Consider the following 20,551-nt stretch of genomic DNA (forward strand, 5'->3'; position numbering starts at 1 on the left):
TCGAGTTGCACTGAACTGTGCAACTCGACAGCAACTGCCCGTGCTACAGGCCGATCCAGTTCGCGAATTCGGCAAGCTCGCTGCTGCGCGACCGCTCACGCGACCGCAGGGCGATGACCGCCTCGCGGGTGGTGGGGTGATACCGCGTCTGCTGCGGCGCTGTCCGGCGTGCCCTCTGCAGGCAGCCGAGTGCCTGCGCCGAATCCCCAGTCCAAACGTTGGCCCTGCTCAGGTCCAGCCAGTGATGCCCCGCCCGGGACCGGTCCCAGCGCTTGGGGAACCGCACGTCGTCCGCCAGTTGGACAGCCTGGTCGTACTCCTCCAGGTCGCAGGCGATCGCGACGGCGTGGACGCCGACATTCGTCGGCCCCCACCCCACGCCGTAGGCGGCGGTCTCGCCGGTCCGTTCCGCCAGTTCGCGGGCCTCGGCGACGCGGGCCTCCACTTGGTGGGGATCCTTCATTCGGCCGGCGATCACAGCCGCCCGCAGCTGAAGGACACCAGCCATCGCGGCCAGACCGTCCCTACTCCGCGCATCCTGCCCTTCCAGATCCCGGAGCGTGCCGTCCACGATGCGCATGCCCAGGTCGTACCGGCTGGAGGAGAGGGTGGTCTGGGCACGCAGGTAGCCGTACATGGCGGCAAGGCCCGGTTCGTCGGCGCGAGGTGCCGCCCAGTCCAGGCGTTGCAGGGCAACGGCGGCCAGATCCACGTATCCGAAGGACCAGGCCAGCGTGAAGACGCACCGGAACGCCCATGCCAGGCATTCGTGTGCCTGCCGCTGCTCTTCGCCGCTGGTGGTGTGTATGGCCTGCACGCATTCGTCGATGAGCGCTGGGAGGTCGACGGCCATCGGCAGGTACTCGGCCTGCCGCCGCTGCGCCAACACCCTCTCCATATCGGCACGGATAAGCGCGACCGGGCGGGTCGGCACCTGCCAATCGAGGGGGATGTCCCAGTTCTCCATGCTGACTCGGATGGGCTGTATCACCTCGTCGAGCCGCTCGCGCCGAAGCTCCCGGGTGTAGGGCTGGCCGAGGAGGTCCGAGGTGGTCACGCTGAGCGCGCGTGCGCAGGCCGCGACGAGTGATGGCGAGGCGGGCCGCTGCCCGCACTCGACCTTGGACAGCAGGGACTTCGAGACGTTGGCGCGCATGGCCAGACCTTGCTGGGTCAGGTCGCGTTCGCGGCGGATACGAGCGATGCGTGCACCGGTGTGTTCTTCAATGCTCTGTGGCATGCCGAACTCCGTTCTGACCTCGACACTCAGAACGGTACCCGCGGTCGGCCCGGCCGGTACGGGTGATCGGTCCCCCGTTTGGCGGATTCGAGGGCCCGCCGCGCCCCGGGTCAGTGCAGGGCCTCGATGGCCTTGAGGATCAACGCCCGCGCCTCGGCCCCGTACACGGCCATGCCGCGCAATTGCTCGAACGCCTTCACGTACAGGGCAATCTCGGACGGTTGGCTGATCCGTACCCTGGCGGCCGGCGCCGACGCGCCAGACGGTGCCGACGACCGGGTGGCCGGGCGGCGCGCCCCTGCCAGGCGCGCCCCCGCCACGCTTACGCCCCCGCCGGGGCTTAAGCGTTCCGGTCCAGCAGCACCGCGGCCGTGAACAGCTCCACGCCCACCGCGATCGCGCCCTCGTCCACGTCGAAGTCGCCCGCGTGGAGGTCGCGCCGGGTGGTGTCGCCGACCTTGCGGACGCCGAGGCGGGCCATCGCGCCGGGCACCCGCTCCAGGTACCAGGAGAAGTCCTCGCCACCCAGGGACTGCTCGGTGCCCTCGACCGCGTCCGCGCCCCGGCGGGCGATCATCGCGTCCCGCAGCAGCTCGGTGGAGCTCGCCTCGTTCACCACCGGCGGGACCCCGCGGATGTAGTTGATCTCCGACTTGGCGCGGTGCAGGGTGGCGATCTCGTCCACCGCGGCGTGGACCAGGTCGGGCGCCTCCCGCCAGGCGGGCAGGTCCAGGCAGCGGACCGTGGCCGACAGCTCGGCGTGCTGCGGGATCACATTGCAGGCGTGGCCCGACTCCACCCGGCCCCAGGTGACGGCCAGGCCCGAGCGGGCGTCCACCCGGCGGGCCAGCAGCGCGGGCACCTCGGTGATCACCTTGGCGACGGCGGTCACCAGGTCGGTGGTCAGATGGGGGCGCGCGGTGTGGCCGCCCGGCCCGTCCAGCGAGACCTCCAGCCGGTCGCAGGCCGAGGTGATCGGCCCGACCCGCAGCCCGATCCGGCCGACCTCGACCTTCGGGTCACAGTGCAGCGCCAGGATCCGGCCGACGCCGTCCAGCACGCCCGCCTCGATCGCGTCGGCCGCGCCGCCGGGCAGCACCTCCTCGGCGGGCTGGAACAGCAGCCGCACCGGACGCGCCAGCCGCCCCTCGCGGGCCAGCTCGGCCAGGACCAGACCGGCGCCGAGCACCACCGTGGTGTGCACATCGTGGCCGCAGGCGTGGGCGCGGTCGGCGACGGTCGAGCGGTAGTCGACCGTCTTGGTGTCGGGGATGGGCAGCCCGTCGATGTCCGCGCGCAGCGCCAGCAGGGGCGCTACGCCATCGCGCGGGCCGATGTCACAGATGAGACCGGTGCCGGAGGGCAGCACCCGCGGCTCGAGTCCCGCCTGCTCCAGCCGCGCCTTGATCGCGGCGGTGGTGCGGAACTCGCAGTTGCCGAGCTCGGGGTGCATGTGCAAGTCGCGCCGGAAGGCGATGAGTTCGGCACGCAGCTCCTCGGGGAGCGTGCCGGGCAGCGCGGGCGCGTCGGCGGGTGTGACATCGGTCGCATCGAGGGACATCAATTGCTTCACCTGAAGAAGCGTAGAACGCCAGGTGGGTCCGCCGAATGTCGATCAACAAAAATTCAATCTGTTCGGGTACGCAAAAGTACCCGTCCCGCTGCATGATCCCCCTAGTCAGGGGGTATAACAGTGCATTTCCCGGTCGGCCGCGAGGTGAGATGTGCCACACGGCCGTACGGGCGACGAGCTCAGAACCTGAGATGCCTCGCGGGCGCCGCGCGACCGGTCTCAGGACGCCACCCGACCGGTCTCAGGACGCCGCGACCGGTGCCGCGGGCGGTCCCGGGTTCACCGGCGGGGCCGCGTCCCGCTGCGGAGCGGCGTCCCGCTGCGGGATCGAGTCCCTGGGCGGGGCCGCGTCCCTCGGCGGGGGCGACCCCGCCCGCGGCCCCGAGCCCAGTCGGCGCACATCGCGCGCCGTCCCGGTGACCCCGGACAGGAAGCCCTGGGCGCGCGGGGAGGCGTCACTGGTCAGCCAGGCGGGGTCCACATCGCAGACCGCGACCTGGACGCCGGTGCCCACGAGCGCGAGCGGCAGGGTGTGCACCACGGTCGAGGGGAAGCTCACGATCGTGTGGCCGATGGGGCCGCGGCGGGCTATCAGCTCGAGCGGCAGATCGGGCCGTACGATCTCCAGACCCACCTCGGCCGAGACCCGGTGCAGCTTCTCGGCGCTCTCCCGGCGGTGGGCGAAGTAGCGGGTGGCGCCGTGGGCGCGGGCCAGCGAGCCGACCGCCTCCAGATAGCGCTCCAGGTCCACCACGCCCGTCTCGACCAGGGACGTGCCCACCAGGTCGGTGCCCCCGGTGAGCCGGGGCGGGCCGAACCGGGCGCGGGTCCAGGCGAAGTCGTTGGCGGTGATGGTGATCCCGGCGGGCGGCTCCACCGGCATCGAGCTGAAGACCTCGACCCGGCGCTTGGTGCCCGGGGTGAGCCGGCGGCGCGCGGTGGCGGAGACCGGCGCGAAGACCATGTCGCGCGGCCCCTTGCTGCCGCGCCGGTGCCAGCGCACCAGGGGCTCGCCGTTGGCCAGCTGGGAGATGAACTCCATGGTGGCCGTGCCGTCGTCCACCACGACCAGGTCCTTGGCCCGGGTGAGGGTCAGCAGCAGCTGGACATAGCGGGAGAACGGATCGCCTATGACGATCCGCCCGGCCCGGCGCAGCGGTCCGCGCAGTCCGCCGATGGTCTTGATCGGCGCACCGGCCCCGCCGCGCGCGTCCTCCCAGCGCACGGTGAAGCCCTCGTCCCGCGCCAGCTCGGCCATCCGGCGCAGCTGGCCGCGGGTCATCGGATCGTGCGGGGAGAGCACCACCACGGTGAGGTCCTGGGGCGCCGTGGCCTTGGGGCCCCCGGCGCGCTGGGCGTCGGCGTACGCCCACTCCAGTACGTTCAGCAGCTGAACCGGGCTCTCGACGAAGGCGAGCGTGGCAGGAGGAGCAAGGGGGGCAGCGGAGACCATCGCACCGTCCAAAGGCAGGGCCCGGAAGCGGCGGGCAGCCCCCGACGAGTCAGGGGTGCCCGCCGCTTCCGGGCGAGGGCCGGGCTCACCGGCCGGTGGATTCACGGCAGAGTGCCTCAGACCGCGGCGGGCTCGCGGTCGGCGGACTCGGACTCGGACTCGGCGACGACGCCCGCGACGCGGCGGAGCTTCTTCATCGGGCCGAGCTCGCTCTCGTAGACCTTCTTGACGCCGTCACCGAGGGACTCCTCGATGATGCGGATGTCCCGCACCAGGCGCTGCAGGCCCTGCGGCTCGACCGAGGCGGCCTGGTCCGAGCCCCACATGGCGCGGTCGAGGGTGATGTGGCGCTCGACGAACGCGGCGCCCAGCGCCACGGCGGCCAGGGTGGTCTGCAGACCGGTCTCGTGGCCGGAGTAGCCGATCGGCACGTTGGGGTACTCGGCCTGCAGCGTGTTGATCACGCGCAGGTTGAGCTCCTCGGCCTTGGCCGGGTACGTGGAGGTGGCGTGGCACAGCAGGACGTTGTCGCTGCCGAGCACCTCCACCGCGTGGCGGATCTGCTTGGGGGTGGACATGCCCGTCGACAGGATGATCGTGCGGCCGGTCGCCCGCAGGGCGCGCAGCAGCTCGTCGTCGGTCAGCGAGGCGGAGGCCACCTTGTGCGCCGGGACGTCGAACTTCTCCAGGAAGGCGACGGCCTCGGTGTCCCACGGGGAGGCGAACCAGTCGATGCCGCGCTTGGCGCAGTGCTCGGAGATGGCGCGGTACTCGTCCTCGCCGAACTCCACGCGGTGGCGGTAGTCGATGTAGGTCATCCGGCCCCAGGGGGTGTCACGCTCGATGTCCCACTGGTCGCGGGGGGTGCAGATCTCCGGGGTTCGCTTCTGGAACTTGACCGCGTCACAGCCGGCCTCGGCGGCGACGTCGATCAGCTTGAACGCGTTCTCCAGGTCGCCGTTGTGGTTGATGCCGATCTCACCGGTGACGTAGACCGGGTGGCCGGGTCCGGCGATCTTGTCACCGAGGGTGCGGAGGCGAGAGTTGGAGCTCACTTAAGACAGTTCCTTTCCGAGAATCCACGAGGCGATCTCGCGGATCGCGCCGTCACCTCCGGGGGTGGAGGTGACCGCACGTGCGGCGCCGCGCACGACGTCGTGCGCACCTGCGACCGCCACGGGCCAGCCGACGAGGCCGAAGCACGGGAGGTCGTTGACGTCGTTGCCGACGTAGAGCACGCGCTCCGGCGCGATGCCCTGCTCCTCGCACCACTGCTTCAGTGCGAGATCTTTTCGGTCGATGCCGTGGAGCACGGGGACCTGGAGTTTGCGGGCCCGTGCGGCGACGACCGGGTTCTTTTCCGTGGACAGGATCAGCAGCGCCAGCTCAGCGCGGCGCAGGGCGGCGATCCCGAGCCCGTCGCCGCGGTGCACGGCCACGAGTTCGCGTCCTTCGGAGTCGACGAGCACCCTGTCGTCGGTCTGGGTGCCGTCGAAATCGAGTACCACCGCGTCGATGTCGTCGCGGGTGGGGAGGGCGCCCGGCCGCTCGGCGTCGAACAGCGGGGCGAGCGCGCGGGCGCGGGCCAGATCGTGCGGATCGTCGATCTCCAGCACCCGGGCGGGGTCGGTGCGCACCAGGTCGGTGCGGCCGAAGAAGCGGTGCCCGGCCTTGCGGAAGCCGCGCGCGTCCATCGCGTAGGCGGCGCCGGTCTCCAGGAAGTCCTGGGGGCGGTCCTGGCGGCGCGGGCGGTACGACTTGTCGTGGTTGACCCCGTCGCCGCCGTCCGTCTCGGGGTTCTCGCCCTCGCGCCAGACGAAGCCGTGGAAGGGGGCGACGGTCAGGGCGGTGTCGGCGCCCTTCTCGGCGACCGCCGCGGCCACCCCGTCGATGTCCTCGCTGATGATGAAGGGGCTGGTGCACTGGACCAGGAGCACCACGTCCACGGTGGTGCCGTGCGACGCCTCGTACGCGTCCATCGCGTGGATGACCGCGGCCTCGCTGGTGGCGGTGTCGCCCGCGATGTCGGTGGGCCGCTGGATGACCACCGCGCCCGCACCGCGCGCCGCGGCCGCGATGCCGGTGTCGTCGGTGGAGACGACCACGTCCGTCACCAGGCGGCTCGCCCGGCACTCCATGACCGCGCGAGCGACCAGCGGCACGCCGCCGACGGCGGCGAGGTTCTTCGCGGGGACGCCCTTCGACCCGCCACGGGCGGGGATCACGGCGAGCACGCACGGGCTCGAGGCGGTCATGGCGGCTCCTTCAGGGGTTGCGGAGGTGATCGAGGCCGTCCCGGCCTCCTCTTGGTTCGCGCGCGGGTCGCCGCTCACTGCCGTCTTTTTGTTCGCTTCTCCGCCCGCGCGGCGCAGAGGTGCGGGCATCGTCGTCGGCTGCGACCCGGCGGCCGCGCGTGCTCCCCCAGCTACCGCTGGGCGGTGCCCCCTGCTCACAGCTCCCCCATCCGCCGGATGACGGGAGCCACGCGCTGGACGCCGTGGCGATAGGCGCCGCGGGCCGCTTCCCGCATCGTGTTGCGCACCACCCGCCGCAACGCGGAGACCTGCGCCTCGTCCTCGGCCAAGGCCCCGGGGCGTGGTGAGCCGTCCGGCTCGAAGCCGTACCGGGCGAGCCGGCCGGGCAGATAGCCGGGTGCGGTGACGGGGGTGTAGAAGGGGGCGAGCGGCGGCAGGGCCGGTGCGGCGGCCAGCTCGGCCACCCGCTCCCGCGCGGCGTCGAACCAGGTCTCGTACGGCCCGTCGGCGGCCACGCCCTGGCGGCTGAGCCACTCGGCGTCCGGCTCGGGCAGGTGCCCGGCGTCCAGCTGGTCCCAGGAGGCCAGGCAGCCGGAGCCGAGGAAGTGGTGGTTGCCGAGCGTCTCCCGCACCCCGAGGTCGGTGAGCACAGCGGTCGGTATGGAGCGGTGCAGCGACTCCAGGGCGGCCGTGGAGCTGACCGTGACCAGCAGGTCCGCGGTGTCCAGGACCTCGCCCATGTTGCCGTAGGCGAGCCGGAAGTTGGCGGGCGGGTTGTCGCCGAACTTCGCGATCAGCTTCTGGTAGGGAAGCTCCTCGATATGGGTGGTGTGCTCGCCCGGCTTGGAGCGCAGCTTGACCACGACCTCGCGGTCCGGGTGGCGGCGCGCGTGCTCCACCGCGCGGCGCAGCAGATAGGTGCGGTCGGCGCGGTTGTCCGGGACGGACGGCTGGACGGCGAAGACGACCGTGCCGCCGGGGTACTTCCGGCCCAGCCGCGCCTTCTCGTCGTAGCGGTCGCCGCCGAGGAAGGGCAGCGCGCACTCCACGACGCTCTCCGCGTCGGCGCCGACGCCCCGGTAGACGTCACGGAAGCGCTCGGCGTCATGGCGGGAGTTGGCCAGCACCACATCGGCGCCGTGGCGCAGCAGCAGCCCGTCGGCCAGCTTCTCGTAGACGACACCGACGTAGCCGGTGACGACCACGGGGCGGCGGTCGGCGCCCTCCCAGGCGTGGCGCAGTCCGTGCAGCATGGCCTGGACGGCGCCGCCGACCAGGGAGAGGACGATCACGTCATAGCGCTCACGGTCCATCGCCCGTACGAATTCCACGCCCGTGACCTCGCGCATCGCGTCGGCGCGCACCCCGACCTCGGTGAGCTGCCGGGCGGTCGGCGTGGCGCGGCCGCGCAGCAGGAAGCCGTCGAGGCGGCGCTCCGAGGCAGAACCCGACCCGTCCGGTACGAGGCGATGCGCGGTGAGCGCGCCCCATTTCCACCGGGTGTCGGAGTCGGCGAGCACGGCGACTCGCACAGGGGATTTGGTACGTGAGGACACGTCGCAGACGCTAGGAAGCGTTGTCGATTCACGGCCCAACGCAAGAGCAACAAAGGGTTAACAGAACGTCGACGATTGGAGAATCGGCTGGCTGGAGCGGCGGGTTAACCGTTCCGACGTTCTTCGTTCACCTTTACGTACACCCTAGGTCAAGACGAATGCCGACCGGCGACCTAGCGTCACCCGCGTGGTTAAGCTCTCCGTCATCGTGCCGTTCTACAACGTGCAGACCTATGCCCCCGACACGCTCAGAAGTCTGCGCGCGAACGCGCGCGAGGACTTCGAATTCATTCTCGTCGACGACTGTGCCACCGACGGGACGCCGGAGATCCTGGAGCGGGCAGAACGCGACCTCCCGGGGGCCGTCTACGTGCGGCACGAGAAGAACGGTGGGCTGGCCACCGCCCGGAACACCGGCCTGGACAACGCCACGGGGGAGTACATCGCCTTCCTCGACGGCGACGACTGGCTGGCCCCCGGCTACTACGCCCAACTGCTCGCGGCGATCGAGGACTTGGGGTGCGACTTCGTCCGTACCGACCATGTCCAGTGCACCGCCCGGGCGCGCTCCATCACCCGGGTGCCGCACGGCCGCCGCAATGAGGTGATGAACCCGCGGGACGTGATCCTCCCGGCCGACCGCTCCACCTCCGTCGACTACCCCTACGCCTGGGCGGGCATGTACCACCGCCGCCTGGTCGACGAGGGGTTGCTGCACTTCACCCACGGGCTGCGCACCGCCGAGGACCGGCCCTGGATCTGGCGGCTGCACCGCGAGGCCCGCAGCTTCGCCGTCCTCGGCCTGGCCGGGGTGTTCTACCGGCGCGGGGTCTCCTCCTCGCTCACCCAGATCGGCGATGTGCGGCAGCTGGACTTCATCCGCGCGTTCGACCAGGTGATCGAGGAAACCGCACGGGACCGCGACGCCGACACCCTGCTGCCGAAGGCCGTCCGCACCTATTGCGCGATCATTTCCCACCACCTCGGCAACATCGAGAGATTCGAACCACAAGTGGCACGCAAACTCCGTTCCATGTCGGCGGCGGCGATGAAACGCATGCCCCAGGACGTATTGAAGGACGCACTGGATTCCATGGACTACGAGCGCGCCGCACGACTGCGGCGAGTCAAGCGCCGGTCCGCGGGGGCGGAGGTGGCGGCCTGATGTCCGCCTACAAGCCCCTGGCGGAGCGCAAGCGCACCCAGATCTTCCTCGCCTCGACCCTCTACGGGGCGGCGACCCTCGCGGCCGCGATCGACGCGGGCAGCGTCGGCCCGGCCGACCGCCGGCTGCTGCTGATCAGCAACAACGCCGCGACGCCCGAGACCACCCCGCGGGTGGACGAGATGCCCGGCTTCGAGCGGCTGCGCGGCCGCTTCGACCGGGTGCTGTCCTGGAACGAGACGATCTCGCCGTTCCACCCCGGCGGCTGGGCCCCGCGCATCGACGACGCCCCGCTGTGGGAGCGCCATCTGCGGCTGCTGTGGAACCTCGGCGACGACAAGGTCGAGCTGATCCTGGAGTCCATCCAGGTCAACCCGGCGATGGCGGTCGCCAATGTGTTCCAGGGCGCGCCCATCGACGTCTACGCGGACGGGCTGATGAGCTACGGCCCGACCCGCAACAAGCTGGACCCGCTGATCGGCACCCGCATCCGCCGGCTGCTCCACCTCGACCTGGTGCCCGGGCTGCGGCCGCTGCTGCTGACCGAGTTCGGCGTCGAGCCGGAGATCCTGCCGACCGAGGTGTTCACCAAGGTGCTCACCGAGGTCGCCGACGCCGCCCCGCGCGGTGTCGCCTCCGCCAGCGAGCGGATCGCGGTCGGGAACGGCCCGGCGCTGTTGCTCGGCCAGTACCTGTCCGCGCTGGACATCCTCTCCCCGCAGGAGGAGGAAGAGCTGCATCTGCGGATGCTGCGCGGCGCCGTGGCGCTGGGCCACCGCACCGTCGTCTTCAAGCCGCACCCCACCGCCCCGGCCCGCTGGTCGCGGATGCTGGAGAAGAAGGCCGCGGAGCTGGGCGCGGAGCTGACCGTCATGGACACCCCGGTCCTCGCCGAGGTGCTGTACCAGCGGATGAGCCCGGCCCTGGTCATCGGCTGCTTCTCCACCGCGCTGCTCACCGCCGACGTCTTCTACGGGCTGCCGGTGGCCCGGATCGGCACCGACACGCTGCTGGAGCGGCTCACCCCGTACCAGAACAGCAACCGGATGCCGGTGACGATCGTAGACGCGCTGCTGCCCGACCTCGAGGACCACAAGGCGGTGGCCGCCGCCCAGCCGGTGGACGAGCGGGCGGGCAAGCGGCTCACCGGGCTGGTCACCGCGGTCGGCTTCTGCATGCAGGCCAAGATTTACCCGGATCTGCGGCCGGCGGCCGAGCGCTATCTGGCCGCCCACCTGGACAACAACACCTGGCGCTACTTCAAGAAGCGCCGGCTGACCGCGCTCGCCCTGCCCGGGGCGGTGCCCTCGCAGCTGGCGTTCATCCCGCGCAATGAGACGGTGCGCAAGGTGGCACGCCGGGCCCGGGCCCTGAAGCGGGCCGCCCTCAAGCGGACGGTCACCGGATGAGCGCGCCGCCCGCCCCCGACACCGGGCCGATATCCAACGCCGACACCGGGCCGATATCCAACGCGGCGGCGACGGCTCCCACGCCGACGCCGCCGCGCGCCCCCGACCTGTCCCTGGAGCGATCCGCCGACCTGGAGCGATCCGCCGAGCGCACCGCCAAGGCGGCGGCGCGCGGCGGTGGCCATCCGGTGCGGCTGCGGGCGCTGGACGGGCTGCGTCTGCTCGCCGCGCTCATGGTGGCCGCGTACCACTACGGCGGCCGCGACGGCGAGATAACCCAGGCGTGGGGCTCCTCGCCCCGCGCCCAGTTCCCCACCCTCTCCAGCTACTTCGCCTATGGCTGTCTGGGCGTCCAGATCTTCTTCGTCATCAGCGGCTTCGTCATCTGCATGAGCGGATGGGGACGGCCGCTGCGCTCGTTCTTCGCCTCCCGCGTCTCCCGCCTCTACCCCGCCTACTGGGTCGCGATCATCCTGGTGACCGGCGTCTTCGCACTGCCCTGGGTCGCCTACAAGGCGGTGTCGCCCAGCGACGCGCTGGTCAACCTCACCATGCTCCAGCAGCCACTCGGGGTGGACCGGGTGCTGGGCGTGTGCTGGACGCTGTGGGCGGAGCTGCGCTTCTACGCCCTCTTCGCGCTGTTCGTGGTGCTCCCGGGCGCGACCCGGCACCGCGTGGTGCTCTTCTGCGCCGTCTGGACGCTGGGGTCGGCGTTCGCCGAGGCGTCGGACCTGCCGCTGCTGGACGTGGTCCTGATGCCGGAGTACTCCTCGTACTTCATCGGAGGCATGGGCATCTATCTGCTCCACCGCTTCGGCCATGACGCCCTGGCCTGGGGCATCATCGGGATCAGCTTCCTGATCGGCCAGCACTACGCGATCCGCGAGCTGTGGCACCCGGCCAACGTCGACGCCTTCTCCTACCGGTCGGCCACCGGCATCATCGCCGTCGTCGCCTTCGGCTATGTGGCGGTGACGCTGATCGCGCTCGGCAAGCTGAACTGGGCCGACTGGCGCTGGCTCACCGTGGCGGGCGCCCTGACCTACCCGTTCTACCTGGTCCATGAGCATCTGGGCTGGGTGGTCGTCTGGGTGCTCCACCAGAAGCTGGGCATCCCCTCCTACGGGACGTTCGCCCTGACCGTGCTGGTGATGCTGGGCCTCGCCTGGCTCCTCTACCGCTTCGTGGAACAGCGCCTCACGCCGGTGCTGAAACGGTCCCTCTCGGCGGCTCGCGTGCGCTGAAAACGCGTCGCCGCGGCGTCCGCCGTCCTGCCGCAGCGCGGGAATCGTTCACGCGGAGACCCCCTTCGGATCCTTCAGGGGGATGTCGGGGAAGTGGGCGCGCAGCGTGCGGCGGATGCCGTCGTGCCATTCGACGGTGCAGTCGCCGATCAGCGACCGCCGCTTGGTGCTGTCGAAGGCATACGTCTCACGGGTGACGGCGGTCCTCTCGAGCTTTGCCTCGACACCCGTGATCGCGGACATGTACTCGGCGCAGTCGGTCATCCCGACCGGCTCGTCACCGCCCCAGTTGACGACCGTCGCGGGCGCGCTCGCGATGCCCCACAGCAGCGGGACCTGGTGCACGAGGTCATCGGTGTGGATCAGCGATGCCCAGTTCTGGCCTTCCAGCGGGATCGGGATGGGCTCGCCGGCGAGCATCTTCTTGAAGTACATGACGGGCACGCCGCCGTAGGAGGCGGGGCCGTACGAGATGTTGAGGCGCGCGATGGTGGTGGGCACGCCGAGCGTACGGGCGTACGCGCGGGCGGCACCCTCCGCCGCGATCTTGCAGACGGGGTAGGCCGGCAGCCATTCGGCCACGCCATCCAGTGGGTCGGTCTCCTTGTACTGGTGGTCGAGCGTCTGGCGCTTGTAAAAGGCACCGGTCGACACGTGCAGGAAGGCCTCAGCCGTGCGGCAGTGCGCCATGAGCCGTCCTACGGCGACCGAGTTGATCTCGATGGCGGTGTCGAAGTCGCCGTCGTGGCCTCGGTGCACCGCGGAGTGCATGACGTGGGTGAAGTCGTCGGGCAGCGCGTCCAGGGTGTCCTCGCCCATGTCCCAGCGATACGTCGTGATGCCCTGGGCGCGAAGCTCGTTCTCGACGCCGGGAGTGGTGAAGCGGCCGAGGCACCAGACCTCGTTGTCGGCGGCGAGGGCCTCGGCGACCGGGCGGGCCGCCTGCCCCGTGCCACCGGTGATCAGGATCTTCTTACCACGCGTCACAGCCATGTCTCCTGGGTTCACTTGCCGTGGAGGGCCCGGTCGAGCTCGGACCGGAGGATGGTCTGGAAGGTGGGGACGTGCTGGGGACCCATCAGCGTGTAGTGCTCGCCGGGCACGTCGAGGTAGCGATTCGCTTCTCGGGTGTGCTCGTCCCAGCGGCGCAGCTCGTTGGTGAGCCAGTCCTCCTTGGTCCCCCGCAGCGGGATGGCGTAGAAGACGCTCATCGAGCGCACGGTCCCACTCGGGTGGTATGTGCGGCCGAGTCCGGTCAGGCCGTCGGCGAGGTCGGCCCAGGCCGTGAACCGGGCCAGATCCAGGTCCAGTTCGCTCAGCCGCTCCGGCGGGGCGATCTCGATCAGGCGCTTGAGCTGCTCGTCCTTGGTGAGCGGACGCAGCAGGGCAGGCAGCTCGGCGGCCTGTTGCTTGGAGACCAGCTCCAGGAACATCGCCAGGTTGACGGCGGTCTCGATGTAGTCGAGTTCGTCCATGCGGTACTTGATGTGCGGCGGGAGGTTGAAGCTGCCGAGGAAGTCCACCCGCTCGCCCTCGGCCTCCAGGATCTTGGCGATCTCGAAGGCCACCGCTGAGCCGAAGGAGTACCCTGCCAGCGCGTACGGGCCGTGCGGCTGCTTCTCGCGGATGGCGGCGGCGTACGTACGGGCCATCTCGTCGAAGGACTCGAAGGGCCTCTCGCCGGGGTTGAAGCCGCGCGCCCGCAACGCGTAGAACGGGCGCTCGTGTACGAAGTACTTGGCCAGGTTGACGAAGACGAGAACCTCACCGACGCCCGGGTGGACGCAGAAGAGCGGCGTCCTGTCGCCACTGGTCTGCAGAGGCACGATCGGGTCGTACACGGCCGGACCGGCGTCCTCGCCCACCGCGAGCCGCTTGGCCAGCTCCCGGACGCTCGGCGCGGTGAGGATGGCGAGGACCGGCAGGTCCACGGCGCCGAGCCGACTGCCCGCCAGCCGCTTCATCCGCAGGATGTCCAGCGATGTGCCGCCCAGGTCGAAGAAGCCGGCCGTGGCGCTCACCGTCTCGGGCGCCATGTCGAACAGCTCCGCGTAGATCCCGGCCAGGGCCCGCTCGATCTCGCCCTCGGGAGCGACGTATCCACCGAGGTGGCGGGTGACCAGGTCGTCGACGGCCGCCCGGTGCGCGGCATAGTCGCCGGCCTCCAGGCGCTTTCGCATGAGTGAACGCTGGATCTTTCCCAGGCTGGTCTTGGGGAAGGCGTCCGCGGGCAGCGGCAGCAGCAGCGCCGGGCGGAACCCCCAGGTCATGACGATGCTGTTGCGTACCGCGATGAGCAGGCGGTGCAGACCGGCCTCGTCGTCCCCGTCGAGGGTGGTCGCGAAAGCCACCACCAACTGCTCGGTGTCGCTCCCCTCGGGTCGGGTCGGGAAGGCCGCGACGTACGACGTCCGTACCCCGTCGAGATCCTCCAGGCACGACTCCAGCTCGTGGCTGAAGTAGTTCACGCCGTTGACGATGACGCTGTCCTTGCTGCGCCCGACGAGGGTGAGCCTGCCGTCGACGAGGCGGCCCAGGTCGCCCGTGCGGAACCAGCCGTCGGCGGTGAAGGCGTCCTCGCTGGCCTGCGCGTTGTTGAAGTATCCGCCGGTGACCATCGGCCCGTTCAGCTCGACCTCGCCGACCTCGCCGTCGGCCGGCGTCCGGTCCCCGCCGTCCTCGGCGGCTATCCGGATGGTGAGTCCCGGCACCGGGCGGCCGACCGCCGCGAACTCCGCGTCGAGGTCCTGGTCGGGGAAGTCACGGTTGTAGATGCTGCCGGCGCAGGTCTCCGTCATGCCGAACGCCGGCCACAGCACGCCGCGGTCGAGTCCGTACGGGGCGAGATTGTGCAGGAAGGTCACGCCGGTGGTCACGAGGTTGGCCTCGCCGCCGGAGACGATGTGCCGCAGACTGGACAGGTCCAGGGACAACTCGCCGGGCAGCTGCGCCAGGGCCTGGTTGATCAAGCCGAGCAGGAAGTTGGGCGTGAAGGTCATCGTGACGCGGTGCGCGTCGATGAGCTGAAGGAAGCGCACCGGGTCACCGAGAATCGTGTCCGGCGTGGTCTGCACCTGGGTCGCACCGACCGACAACGGCAGCAGATGCGCCTCCAGCAGGGCCGCGACGTGATCGTACGAGATCCAGTTGAGCGTGATGTCCGACGAGGTGAGGCCCTGCGTTTCGGCTTTGGCCGCCATGGAGGCCAGCAGGTTGGCATGGGTGAGCATCACCGCCTTGGAGTTGCCCGTGGACCCCGAGGTGAGGACCAGCAGGGCGACATCCGTGGGACGGGCCTCGAAGAGGGTCACGTCCCCGGGCGCGATATCGCCCGCATGAGCGGTGAGGTCCTTGAGGACCGCCGCCTCCAGGCCCGGGACCTCGGGCATTTCGTCACACAACCGCGCCGTGGTGACCACCAGCGGCCCGTCGAGCAGGGTGTTGACGTGTGCGAGTTGGGCGCTCCACCTCTCGTGGTCGTTGCGTAGGGGAACGAGGGGGCAGGCGGTCATGCCACCGAGCAGACAGGCCCAGAAGGCGGGCAGGAAGTCGTCCGGCCGCTCCAGCAGCAGTACGATCTTGCGGCCGGCTTCCGCGCCACGGGCGCGCAGTCCCGCCAGGATCCGGCGAGCCTCGTCCAGCAGTTCGGGATACGGTTGGAGCCGACTCTCCCCCACATCGTCCGTCAGGCAGTACCGCAGTCCGTTGCCTGGATAGTGCTCGGCAGCCTGGAGGAGCAGGTCAGCCAGGTGCGGGGCGTCCTCCTGGGACCGGGGAGCCGCCAGGGTGGCAGAAGGCGCGGATGCCTGAATCGCGGATGCCTGAATCGTCATCATCGTCCCTTTCCTGAGTACACGGGACATCACGGGAAAGCCTGCACCGGGCGGGGCGAGCCGGGCTGATGCACCCCAGGATGGGCAGGCACTGAGCGGCGGCAAAAACCGCGAAGTCTGCTTCGTCGGTTTCCTCGGCGCTTTGTCGGTTTCCTCGGCGCTTTGTCGGGATTCCTGGATCGAAAGCGTTACCGGTGGGCGATGAGGGAATTGCAGCGCCGCATGTGGATCAGACGTCCCGCCGGTTGCCACGCCTTTTCTCGTGAGTCACTTGAGCGTTAAATCGGCCGCATTCGTAAGGAATTTGACGGTGAGTCATCCTTCTTTTCGCCGCAACGACCGGGAAACCCACTCGAGTTGACAGCGTGCTGGGATTCTCTCGCAATCCAGAAGCGTCAGGCTGTTGACGCGCTGCACGGAAGGGGCAATTTTATGAGTGCTTACCGCCGCAAGAACGCAGAAGCGGTTCAGGGCTCTGACACCGCATCGGGCCCGGCCGGGCGCCGGCGGTGGGTCGGCTTTGCCGGGACACTGGTGGCCGCTGTGGCGGTCATGGGCATCGCCGGGACCGGGACGGCTTCCGCGGCAACGGAGACGAGCGCGGAGGCAAGCCACGCGCCGGCGCCCGAGTCCAGCCTCACCAGCCCCGTGGGCGAGTCGGTGGGCGCGCTGTGGCAGCACGTGGAGATGTACCACCTGAGTGACCCGTCGTGGGAGGTGACCAGCATGCTCACCGACCCCTCCGGAAACCTCAAGGTCCACGGGAAGATGCTGGACGACACCCTGTCTCCGGTCGTCGGGGCAGCCACCGAGGCCCTCGGCGGCTGAGCTCTCCCCAGGCGTGGCGGGGAAACCGGCTGCGGCGTCGGCGGGACCCGGGAATTCGGATCGACACCCCGGGCCCGCCGACGGGGAAAACCTGACGAGCGAGCCGAAACGCGGCCATACTCCCCGCATGTTTCTTGCCGAGTTCAAGGTGGCGCAATGCCTCCTGGAGCTGCTCGACGAGGTAGACGGAATCGATCACGGTAGTGACACCGTGGTCACCGATAAAGGCAGCAATTTCCCGGAACATCTCCAGCGAGCCGTTCGCGACTTCATGTGACTCCTCCGCGCGTCAGCCTTGTCAGGGCCGAGCACGCGCGGAGTGCGACATATTCCGGTGTCCCGCCGCCGCTCGTCCGGGAAGACGGACCGGACCGTCAGAGCCAGCGCGGGGCGTCGGCGCCCAGACGGCCGGGGGGACGGGACCAGTCGAGTGGGTCCGGGGAGCCGTCCGGGGAAGCGACCGGTGAGCGGGCGTGGTGCAGCGTGCCCAGGTCGGAGGCGGTCTCGGTCAGCCACGGCGCCGGGTCATGGGCGGGGCCGTCCGCCAGGGCGGCGGGGGCGATGCCGTGGATCAGCCAGGACGCGGTGCCCGCGAGGGAGAGCCGCAGATGGTGTCCGCCGCCGGTCTCCAGGCGCTCGGTCAGCGCCCGTAGTACGGCTGCCGCCAGCAGATAGCCGGTGCCGTGGTCGAGCGCCTGGGCGGGCAGCACACCCGGGCGGCCGTCGCCATCGCCCTGCGCCTCAATCGCGGCGATGCCGGTGGCCGCCTGGACCAGGCTGTCGAAACCGCGCCGCCCGGCCCAGGGCCCGGACCAGCCCCATGCGCAGAGCTGGGCCACGACCAGCCCGGGGTGGCGCTCCAGCACGGCGTCCGGGGCGAGTCCGAAGCGGTCGAGCGCACCGGGGCGGTAGCCGGTGAACACCACATCGGCGTCCGCGAGCAGCGCCTCGAAGGTCCGGCGGTCCTCGAGCGCGGCGAGGTCGAGCGCGGCCGAGCGCTTCCCGAAGCCGGTGTCGGCGTGGGCGTCCGGGTCCTCGGACAGCCGGGCGGAGTCGATGCGCAGCACGTCGGCGCCAAGCAGCGCCAGGGTGCGGGTGGCCACCGGCCCGGCGATGACCCGGGTCAGATCAAGCACGCGCACGCCGCTCGCGGGCAGCACGGTGCCTGTGAGCAACCCACCGCTCGCGGGCACCCCGCCGTTCGCGGGCACCCCGCCGTTCGCGGACCCTGCGCTCACGGGCAACCCGCCACCCCCGGGCACCCTTTCACTCGCGGGCCCCGCGCCGGCGGGCAATTCGGCATCCCCGGGCAGCGCCCCGTTCGCGGGCAGCTCGCCCTCGCCGACGTGCCGTGACTCGATCAACGGCAGCGCGGCCAGCGGGATCTCGCTCTCGCCGGGCTCCGCCACGGCCACGGCCAGACCGCCCGCCGCGTAGACGGTCTCCTGGATCGCGCGCGCGGGGCGGGCCGCGAGCGCCGCCGCGAGTTCGTCCGGCCCGCTGTCGCCGGGCAGGCCGAGGGCGGTGAGCAGCCGGGCGCGGTGGTGCGGGTAGTTGGCGTGCGTACGGACCCATCCGTCGGCCGCACGCCAGAAGCCGGACAGCGGGGCGAAGTTGGTGGGCTTCCGGCCGTCGATCCGCAGGTGCCGTTCGCTGACGAACGCGGTGGCGACGGCGCCCTCGTCGACCCGTACCGCCGGAACGGCCCCGCCGGAGCGCCGCGCGCCCAGTTCGGCGGCGGCCAGCGAGCACGCGCCCACGGTGGCGCGGGCCAGCTCGGCCACGGGCAGCCGGGCGGGCAGTCCGCCGCTCACCGAGCGGTACGTCACCCGCTCCAGCAGCGCGGGGTCGCCGCCGAGGGCGGCCCACGCATGGGCGGTGGCCGCGTCCCGCGTGTCCCCAGGTGATACATCGCTCCTCGTCATGCGCTCATTGTGCGCCGAGGCGCATGACGTCGAGCCCCGCCCCCTCCTCCTGGTCGGGGACGGAGGGGACGGGCCGTGCGAGGTGGGTGGCGGGCCTACTCGGCGCCCGCCCGGCGGTAGAGGTCAAGGGCCTCGTTGCCCAGCGTCGGGTGGTATTCGTTCGTGCCCGCGCTGACGCTGATGTTGCCGATCAGATAGCCCGCGCCGCCGGAGAAGTCGGCGAGGAAGCCGCCGCCGCTCGACCCTCCGGTCTGGACGCAGTCGATGCCCCACATCGTGGAGCCGGGGCGGCCCGCGTCGGCGAACTCATTGCCCTCGCAGTGGTTCAGCCGCTCGCCGTTGCCCTCGGCGGCGGAGCCTCCGTAGCCGAAGGAGTGGACGTGGCGGCCGGTCTGCGAGTTGAAGGCGATGCCCTGGGCGCCCACGGTGTCGGCCAGGGTGCGGCCGTTCAGCGTGTTCATCACGGCGAAGGCGTAGTCCCAGTTGGCGTTGCCCCTGGTGGAGACGTACTGGCCTTCCCAGAAGAGGCGGCGGGCGGGGAAGGTGCCGTAGGGGCGGTTGCCATTGTTGTAGCCCGGGATGAAGACCCAGTTGCGGTAGCCGGTGCCGGTGGCCGCGTCCACGGTGCAGTGGCCGGCGGTGAGCACGACGGACTTGTTGTCGCTGTTGGCGACGGTGGCGGAGCAGGCGAAGGTGCCGCCGGAGGCGTTCTGGAAGAAGACCTTGCCCGCCGTGGTGCTGATCAGGCCGCCGCCGGTCCAGGCGGTGGGGGACGTGGCCCGGGGCGAGGTCGCGGAGACGGGGGCGGCGGGACCCGGGAGCGGGGGCACGGTCATCCGCTCCCCCGTGGTGGGCGCGGGCGCCGCGAGCTTCGCGGTGCGAGCGGCGGGCAGGGTGGTGACGTCCCTTGCGGTGCGCAGCCGTTCCGCCGTCCAGAAGCGGACGGCGGCGCGCTGCTCCTCGGTGGAGACGGAGGTTCCCTGCGCGGAGGTTCCCTGAGCAGGGTGGGACGGGGCGGGGGTGGCGGCGTGGGCGGCGGTTCCGGCGGTCCAGCTGAGGGTGGCGAGGGTGAGGGCGCTGAATAAGGTGGCGACACGTCTCATGCGGTCGACTCCAAGTCCGTTGGAGGTGCCCGAGAGCGTCGGACAACGTTGTCTGACGCTTTGTCGCCGGTAGGGTGCCACGACTGGTCCAGACCTGCCATAAGGCCGGACGCCACCATTAGGGATCCCCCTAGTGGTGTCTCGTCGAACAGCGACGAGCGATCCCGGCATTCGAAACACCGTCCGCCGCCCACAACAACCCGTTGACCTCTACCCCTCGGCGGTACTCTTGCGCGATGCGGCCTCTTCGGTACTCCATCAACGTCACCTTGGACGGGTGTTGCGATCACCGCGTCATCGCCCCGGACGAAGAGATGCATCGTCACCACGCCGGGAATCTCGCCCAGGCCGATGCGCTTCTCTTCGGCCGGGTGACGTACGAAATGATGGAGGAGGCGTGGCGGCCGCCGGCGCCGACCGGAGCGAGACCTGAGTGGATGGAACCCTTCGCCCAGACGATCAACGCGGCGAAGAAGTACGTCGTGTCGAGCACCCTGGAGCGGGTCGACTGGAACGCGGAACTCGTGCGCGGGGATCTGGCCGAGGCCGTTCAACAGCTCAAGCGGGAGCCGGGCAAGGGCCTGTTCGTAGGAGGCGTGAAGCTCGCGCTGGCGTTGACGGAGCTGCGATTGATCGATGAGTACGAGTTCATGGTTCACCCCAAGCTCGCGGGCCACGGGCCGACGTTGTTCGCCGGACTGTCGAAGCATGTCGACTTGAAGCTCGTGAGCCGAGTGGAGCTCGGCTCGGGGGCAGTGGCGATGCGGTACGAACCGAGAGGCTAAGCGCTCCGCTGGAAGCGCCGCGATGCGTCGTCGGCCGTCTGCGGCGCCGTCGTGGCTGGTTCGCGCCCGCGCGGCGGAGCCGCACATCGACACAGCCCCGCGCCCCTTCTGGGCGCTGCCGAACCAGAGCGGACTTCGCCCGACGCGCTCAGCGCGGGCGCGGGCGGCGCGGGCGCGGGCGG

Annotated in this window: 16 protein-coding genes and 1 pseudogene; 6 read left to right on the top strand and 11 right to left on the bottom strand. The window is 70.7% G+C overall.

The annotated features are described in order from the left end of the window. Nucleotides 1-43: 43 nt before the first annotated feature. The 7 genes and pseudogenes from IEJ02_RS42025 to IEJ02_RS42055 form a co-directional block, all read right to left on the bottom strand. Nucleotides 44-1,240: a helix-turn-helix domain-containing protein gene (locus IEJ02_RS42025; RefSeq protein WP_191069593.1), complete on the bottom strand. Its 1,197-nt coding sequence runs from the start codon at nucleotides 1,238-1,240 to the stop codon at nucleotides 44-46. Between the two features lie 110 nt (nucleotides 1,241-1,350). After that, a pseudogene (locus IEJ02_RS42030) lies at nucleotides 1,351-1,485 on the bottom strand (transcriptional regulator); the annotation flags it as partial. Nucleotides 1,486-1,580: 95 nt separating this feature from the next. Beyond that, nucleotides 1,581-2,801 (bottom strand): amidohydrolase, encoded by a 1,221-nt coding sequence (locus IEJ02_RS42035; protein WP_191069611.1) that lies wholly within the window; start codon nucleotides 2,799-2,801, stop codon nucleotides 1,581-1,583. A gap of 253 nt (nucleotides 2,802-3,054) precedes the next feature. Next, on the bottom strand, nucleotides 3,055-4,266 hold the full coding sequence (locus IEJ02_RS42040; RefSeq protein ID WP_191069594.1) for a hypothetical protein: 1,212 nt from the start codon (nucleotides 4,264-4,266) through the stop codon (nucleotides 3,055-3,057). A gap of 116 nt (nucleotides 4,267-4,382) precedes the next feature. Next, complete coding sequence (locus tag IEJ02_RS42045; RefSeq protein ID WP_191069595.1) at nucleotides 4,383-5,321, bottom strand: N-acetylneuraminate synthase family protein; 939 nt, start codon at nucleotides 5,319-5,321, stop codon at nucleotides 4,383-4,385. After that, nucleotides 5,322-6,521, bottom strand: a complete 1,200-nt coding sequence (locus IEJ02_RS42050) for an acylneuraminate cytidylyltransferase (protein WP_191069596.1) — start codon at nucleotides 6,519-6,521, stop codon at nucleotides 5,322-5,324. It abuts the gene before it with no gap. A gap of 194 nt (nucleotides 6,522-6,715) precedes the next feature. Further along, nucleotides 6,716-8,077 (bottom strand): DUF6716 putative glycosyltransferase, encoded by a 1,362-nt coding sequence (locus tag IEJ02_RS42055; protein ID WP_370467218.1) that lies wholly within the window; start codon nucleotides 8,075-8,077, stop codon nucleotides 6,716-6,718. Between the two features lie 187 nt (nucleotides 8,078-8,264). Here IEJ02_RS42055 and IEJ02_RS42060 point away from each other — a divergent pair, with 187 nt between their 5' ends. The 3 genes from IEJ02_RS42060 to IEJ02_RS42070 are packed head-to-tail and all read left to right on the top strand — an operon-like array spanning nucleotide 8,265 to nucleotide 11,895. After that, nucleotides 8,265-9,242, top strand: coding sequence for a glycosyltransferase family 2 protein (locus IEJ02_RS42060; RefSeq protein WP_191069597.1), 978 nt, complete (start codon nucleotides 8,265-8,267; stop codon nucleotides 9,240-9,242). After that, nucleotides 9,242-10,651 (top strand): polysialyltransferase family glycosyltransferase, encoded by a 1,410-nt coding sequence (locus tag IEJ02_RS42065; protein ID WP_191069598.1) that lies wholly within the window; start codon nucleotides 9,242-9,244, stop codon nucleotides 10,649-10,651. Before IEJ02_RS42060 ends, IEJ02_RS42065 begins: the two co-directional genes overlap by 1 nt. Continuing rightward, a complete protein-coding gene (locus IEJ02_RS42070) occupies nucleotides 10,648-11,895 on the top strand; it encodes an acyltransferase family protein (RefSeq protein WP_191069599.1) in 1,248 nt (415 codons plus the stop codon). The genes IEJ02_RS42065 and IEJ02_RS42070 overlap by 4 nt, the downstream gene beginning before the upstream one ends. Before the next feature lie 48 nt (nucleotides 11,896-11,943). Here IEJ02_RS42070 and IEJ02_RS42075 read toward each other — a convergent pair whose 3' ends face one another. Next, complete coding sequence (locus IEJ02_RS42075; protein ID WP_191069600.1) at nucleotides 11,944-12,888, bottom strand: NAD-dependent epimerase/dehydratase family protein; 945 nt, start codon at nucleotides 12,886-12,888, stop codon at nucleotides 11,944-11,946. Nucleotides 12,889-12,899: 11 nt separating this feature from the next. Then, nucleotides 12,900-15,731 carry a non-ribosomal peptide synthetase gene (locus tag IEJ02_RS42080; protein ID WP_223865342.1) on the bottom strand — a complete coding sequence of 944 codons (2,832 nt, stop codon included), beginning with the start codon at nucleotides 15,729-15,731 and terminating at the stop codon, nucleotides 12,900-12,902. A 429-nt stretch (nucleotides 15,732-16,160) separates the two neighbouring features. On the opposite strand from IEJ02_RS42080, the gene IEJ02_RS42085 reads away from it, so the two are divergent. Both IEJ02_RS42085 and IEJ02_RS42090 read left to right on the top strand, forming a co-directional pair. Beyond that, on the top strand, nucleotides 16,161-16,556 hold the full coding sequence (locus IEJ02_RS42085; RefSeq protein WP_191069602.1) for a hypothetical protein: 396 nt from the start codon (nucleotides 16,161-16,163) through the stop codon (nucleotides 16,554-16,556). 127 nt (nucleotides 16,557-16,683) lie between these two features. Continuing rightward, a complete protein-coding gene (locus IEJ02_RS42090) occupies nucleotides 16,684-16,833 on the top strand; it encodes a hypothetical protein (RefSeq protein WP_191069603.1) in 150 nt (49 codons plus the stop codon). 97 nt (nucleotides 16,834-16,930) lie between these two features. Here the strand turns inward: IEJ02_RS42090 and IEJ02_RS42095 are convergent, their stop codons facing one another. Both IEJ02_RS42095 and IEJ02_RS42100 read right to left on the bottom strand, forming a co-directional pair. Then, nucleotides 16,931-18,481 carry a CoA transferase gene (locus IEJ02_RS42095; RefSeq protein ID WP_191069604.1) on the bottom strand — a complete coding sequence of 517 codons (1,551 nt, stop codon included), beginning with the start codon at nucleotides 18,479-18,481 and terminating at the stop codon, nucleotides 16,931-16,933. A 95-nt stretch (nucleotides 18,482-18,576) separates the two neighbouring features. Next, nucleotides 18,577-19,584 (bottom strand): hypothetical protein, encoded by a 1,008-nt coding sequence (locus tag IEJ02_RS42100; RefSeq protein WP_191069605.1) that lies wholly within the window; start codon nucleotides 19,582-19,584, stop codon nucleotides 18,577-18,579. A gap of 236 nt (nucleotides 19,585-19,820) precedes the next feature. Between IEJ02_RS42100 and IEJ02_RS42105 the strand changes: the two genes are divergently transcribed. Further along, entirely contained in the window at nucleotides 19,821-20,369 is a 549-nt protein-coding gene (locus tag IEJ02_RS42105; protein ID WP_191069606.1) for a dihydrofolate reductase family protein, read from the top strand. Nucleotides 20,370-20,551 lie beyond the last annotated feature (182 nt).

Origin of the sequence: Streptomyces sp. 5-10 (assembly GCF_014712245.1) — a bacterium.
Classification (GTDB): domain Bacteria; phylum Actinomycetota; class Actinomycetes; order Streptomycetales; family Streptomycetaceae; genus Streptomyces; species Streptomyces violaceusniger.

Bases quoted from the DNA above. Each gene is read 5' to 3' on its own strand.
- IEJ02_RS42025 (WP_191069593.1), bottom strand. From the start codon at position 1,240: ATGCCACAGAGCATTGAAGAACACACCGGTGCACGCATCGCTCGTATC.
- IEJ02_RS42035 (WP_191069611.1), bottom strand. From the start codon at position 2,801: ATGTCCCTCGATGCGACCGATGTCACACCCGCCGACGCGCCCGCGCTG.
- IEJ02_RS42040 (WP_191069594.1), bottom strand. From the start codon at position 4,266: ATGGTCTCCGCTGCCCCCCTTGCTCCTCCTGCCACGCTCGCCTTCGTC.
- IEJ02_RS42050 (WP_191069596.1), bottom strand. From the start codon at position 6,521: ATGACCGCCTCGAGCCCGTGCGTGCTCGCCGTGATCCCCGCCCGTGGC.
- IEJ02_RS42065 (WP_191069598.1), top strand. From the start codon at position 9,242: ATGTCCGCCTACAAGCCCCTGGCGGAGCGCAAGCGCACCCAGATCTTC.
- IEJ02_RS42070 (WP_191069599.1), top strand. From the start codon at position 10,648: ATGAGCGCGCCGCCCGCCCCCGACACCGGGCCGATATCCAACGCCGAC.
- IEJ02_RS42075 (WP_191069600.1), bottom strand. From the start codon at position 12,888: ATGGCTGTGACGCGTGGTAAGAAGATCCTGATCACCGGTGGCACGGGG.
- IEJ02_RS42080 (WP_223865342.1), bottom strand. From the start codon at position 15,731: ATGATGACGATTCAGGCATCCGCGATTCAGGCATCCGCGCCTTCTGCC.
- IEJ02_RS42085 (WP_191069602.1), top strand. From the start codon at position 16,161: ATGAGTGCTTACCGCCGCAAGAACGCAGAAGCGGTTCAGGGCTCTGAC.
- IEJ02_RS42090 (WP_191069603.1), top strand. From the start codon at position 16,684: ATGTTTCTTGCCGAGTTCAAGGTGGCGCAATGCCTCCTGGAGCTGCTC.
- IEJ02_RS42095 (WP_191069604.1), bottom strand. From the start codon at position 18,481: ATGACGAGGAGCGATGTATCACCTGGGGACACGCGGGACGCGGCCACC.
- IEJ02_RS42100 (WP_191069605.1), bottom strand. From the start codon at position 19,584: ATGAGACGTGTCGCCACCTTATTCAGCGCCCTCACCCTCGCCACCCTC.
- IEJ02_RS42105 (WP_191069606.1), top strand. From the start codon at position 19,821: ATGCGGCCTCTTCGGTACTCCATCAACGTCACCTTGGACGGGTGTTGC.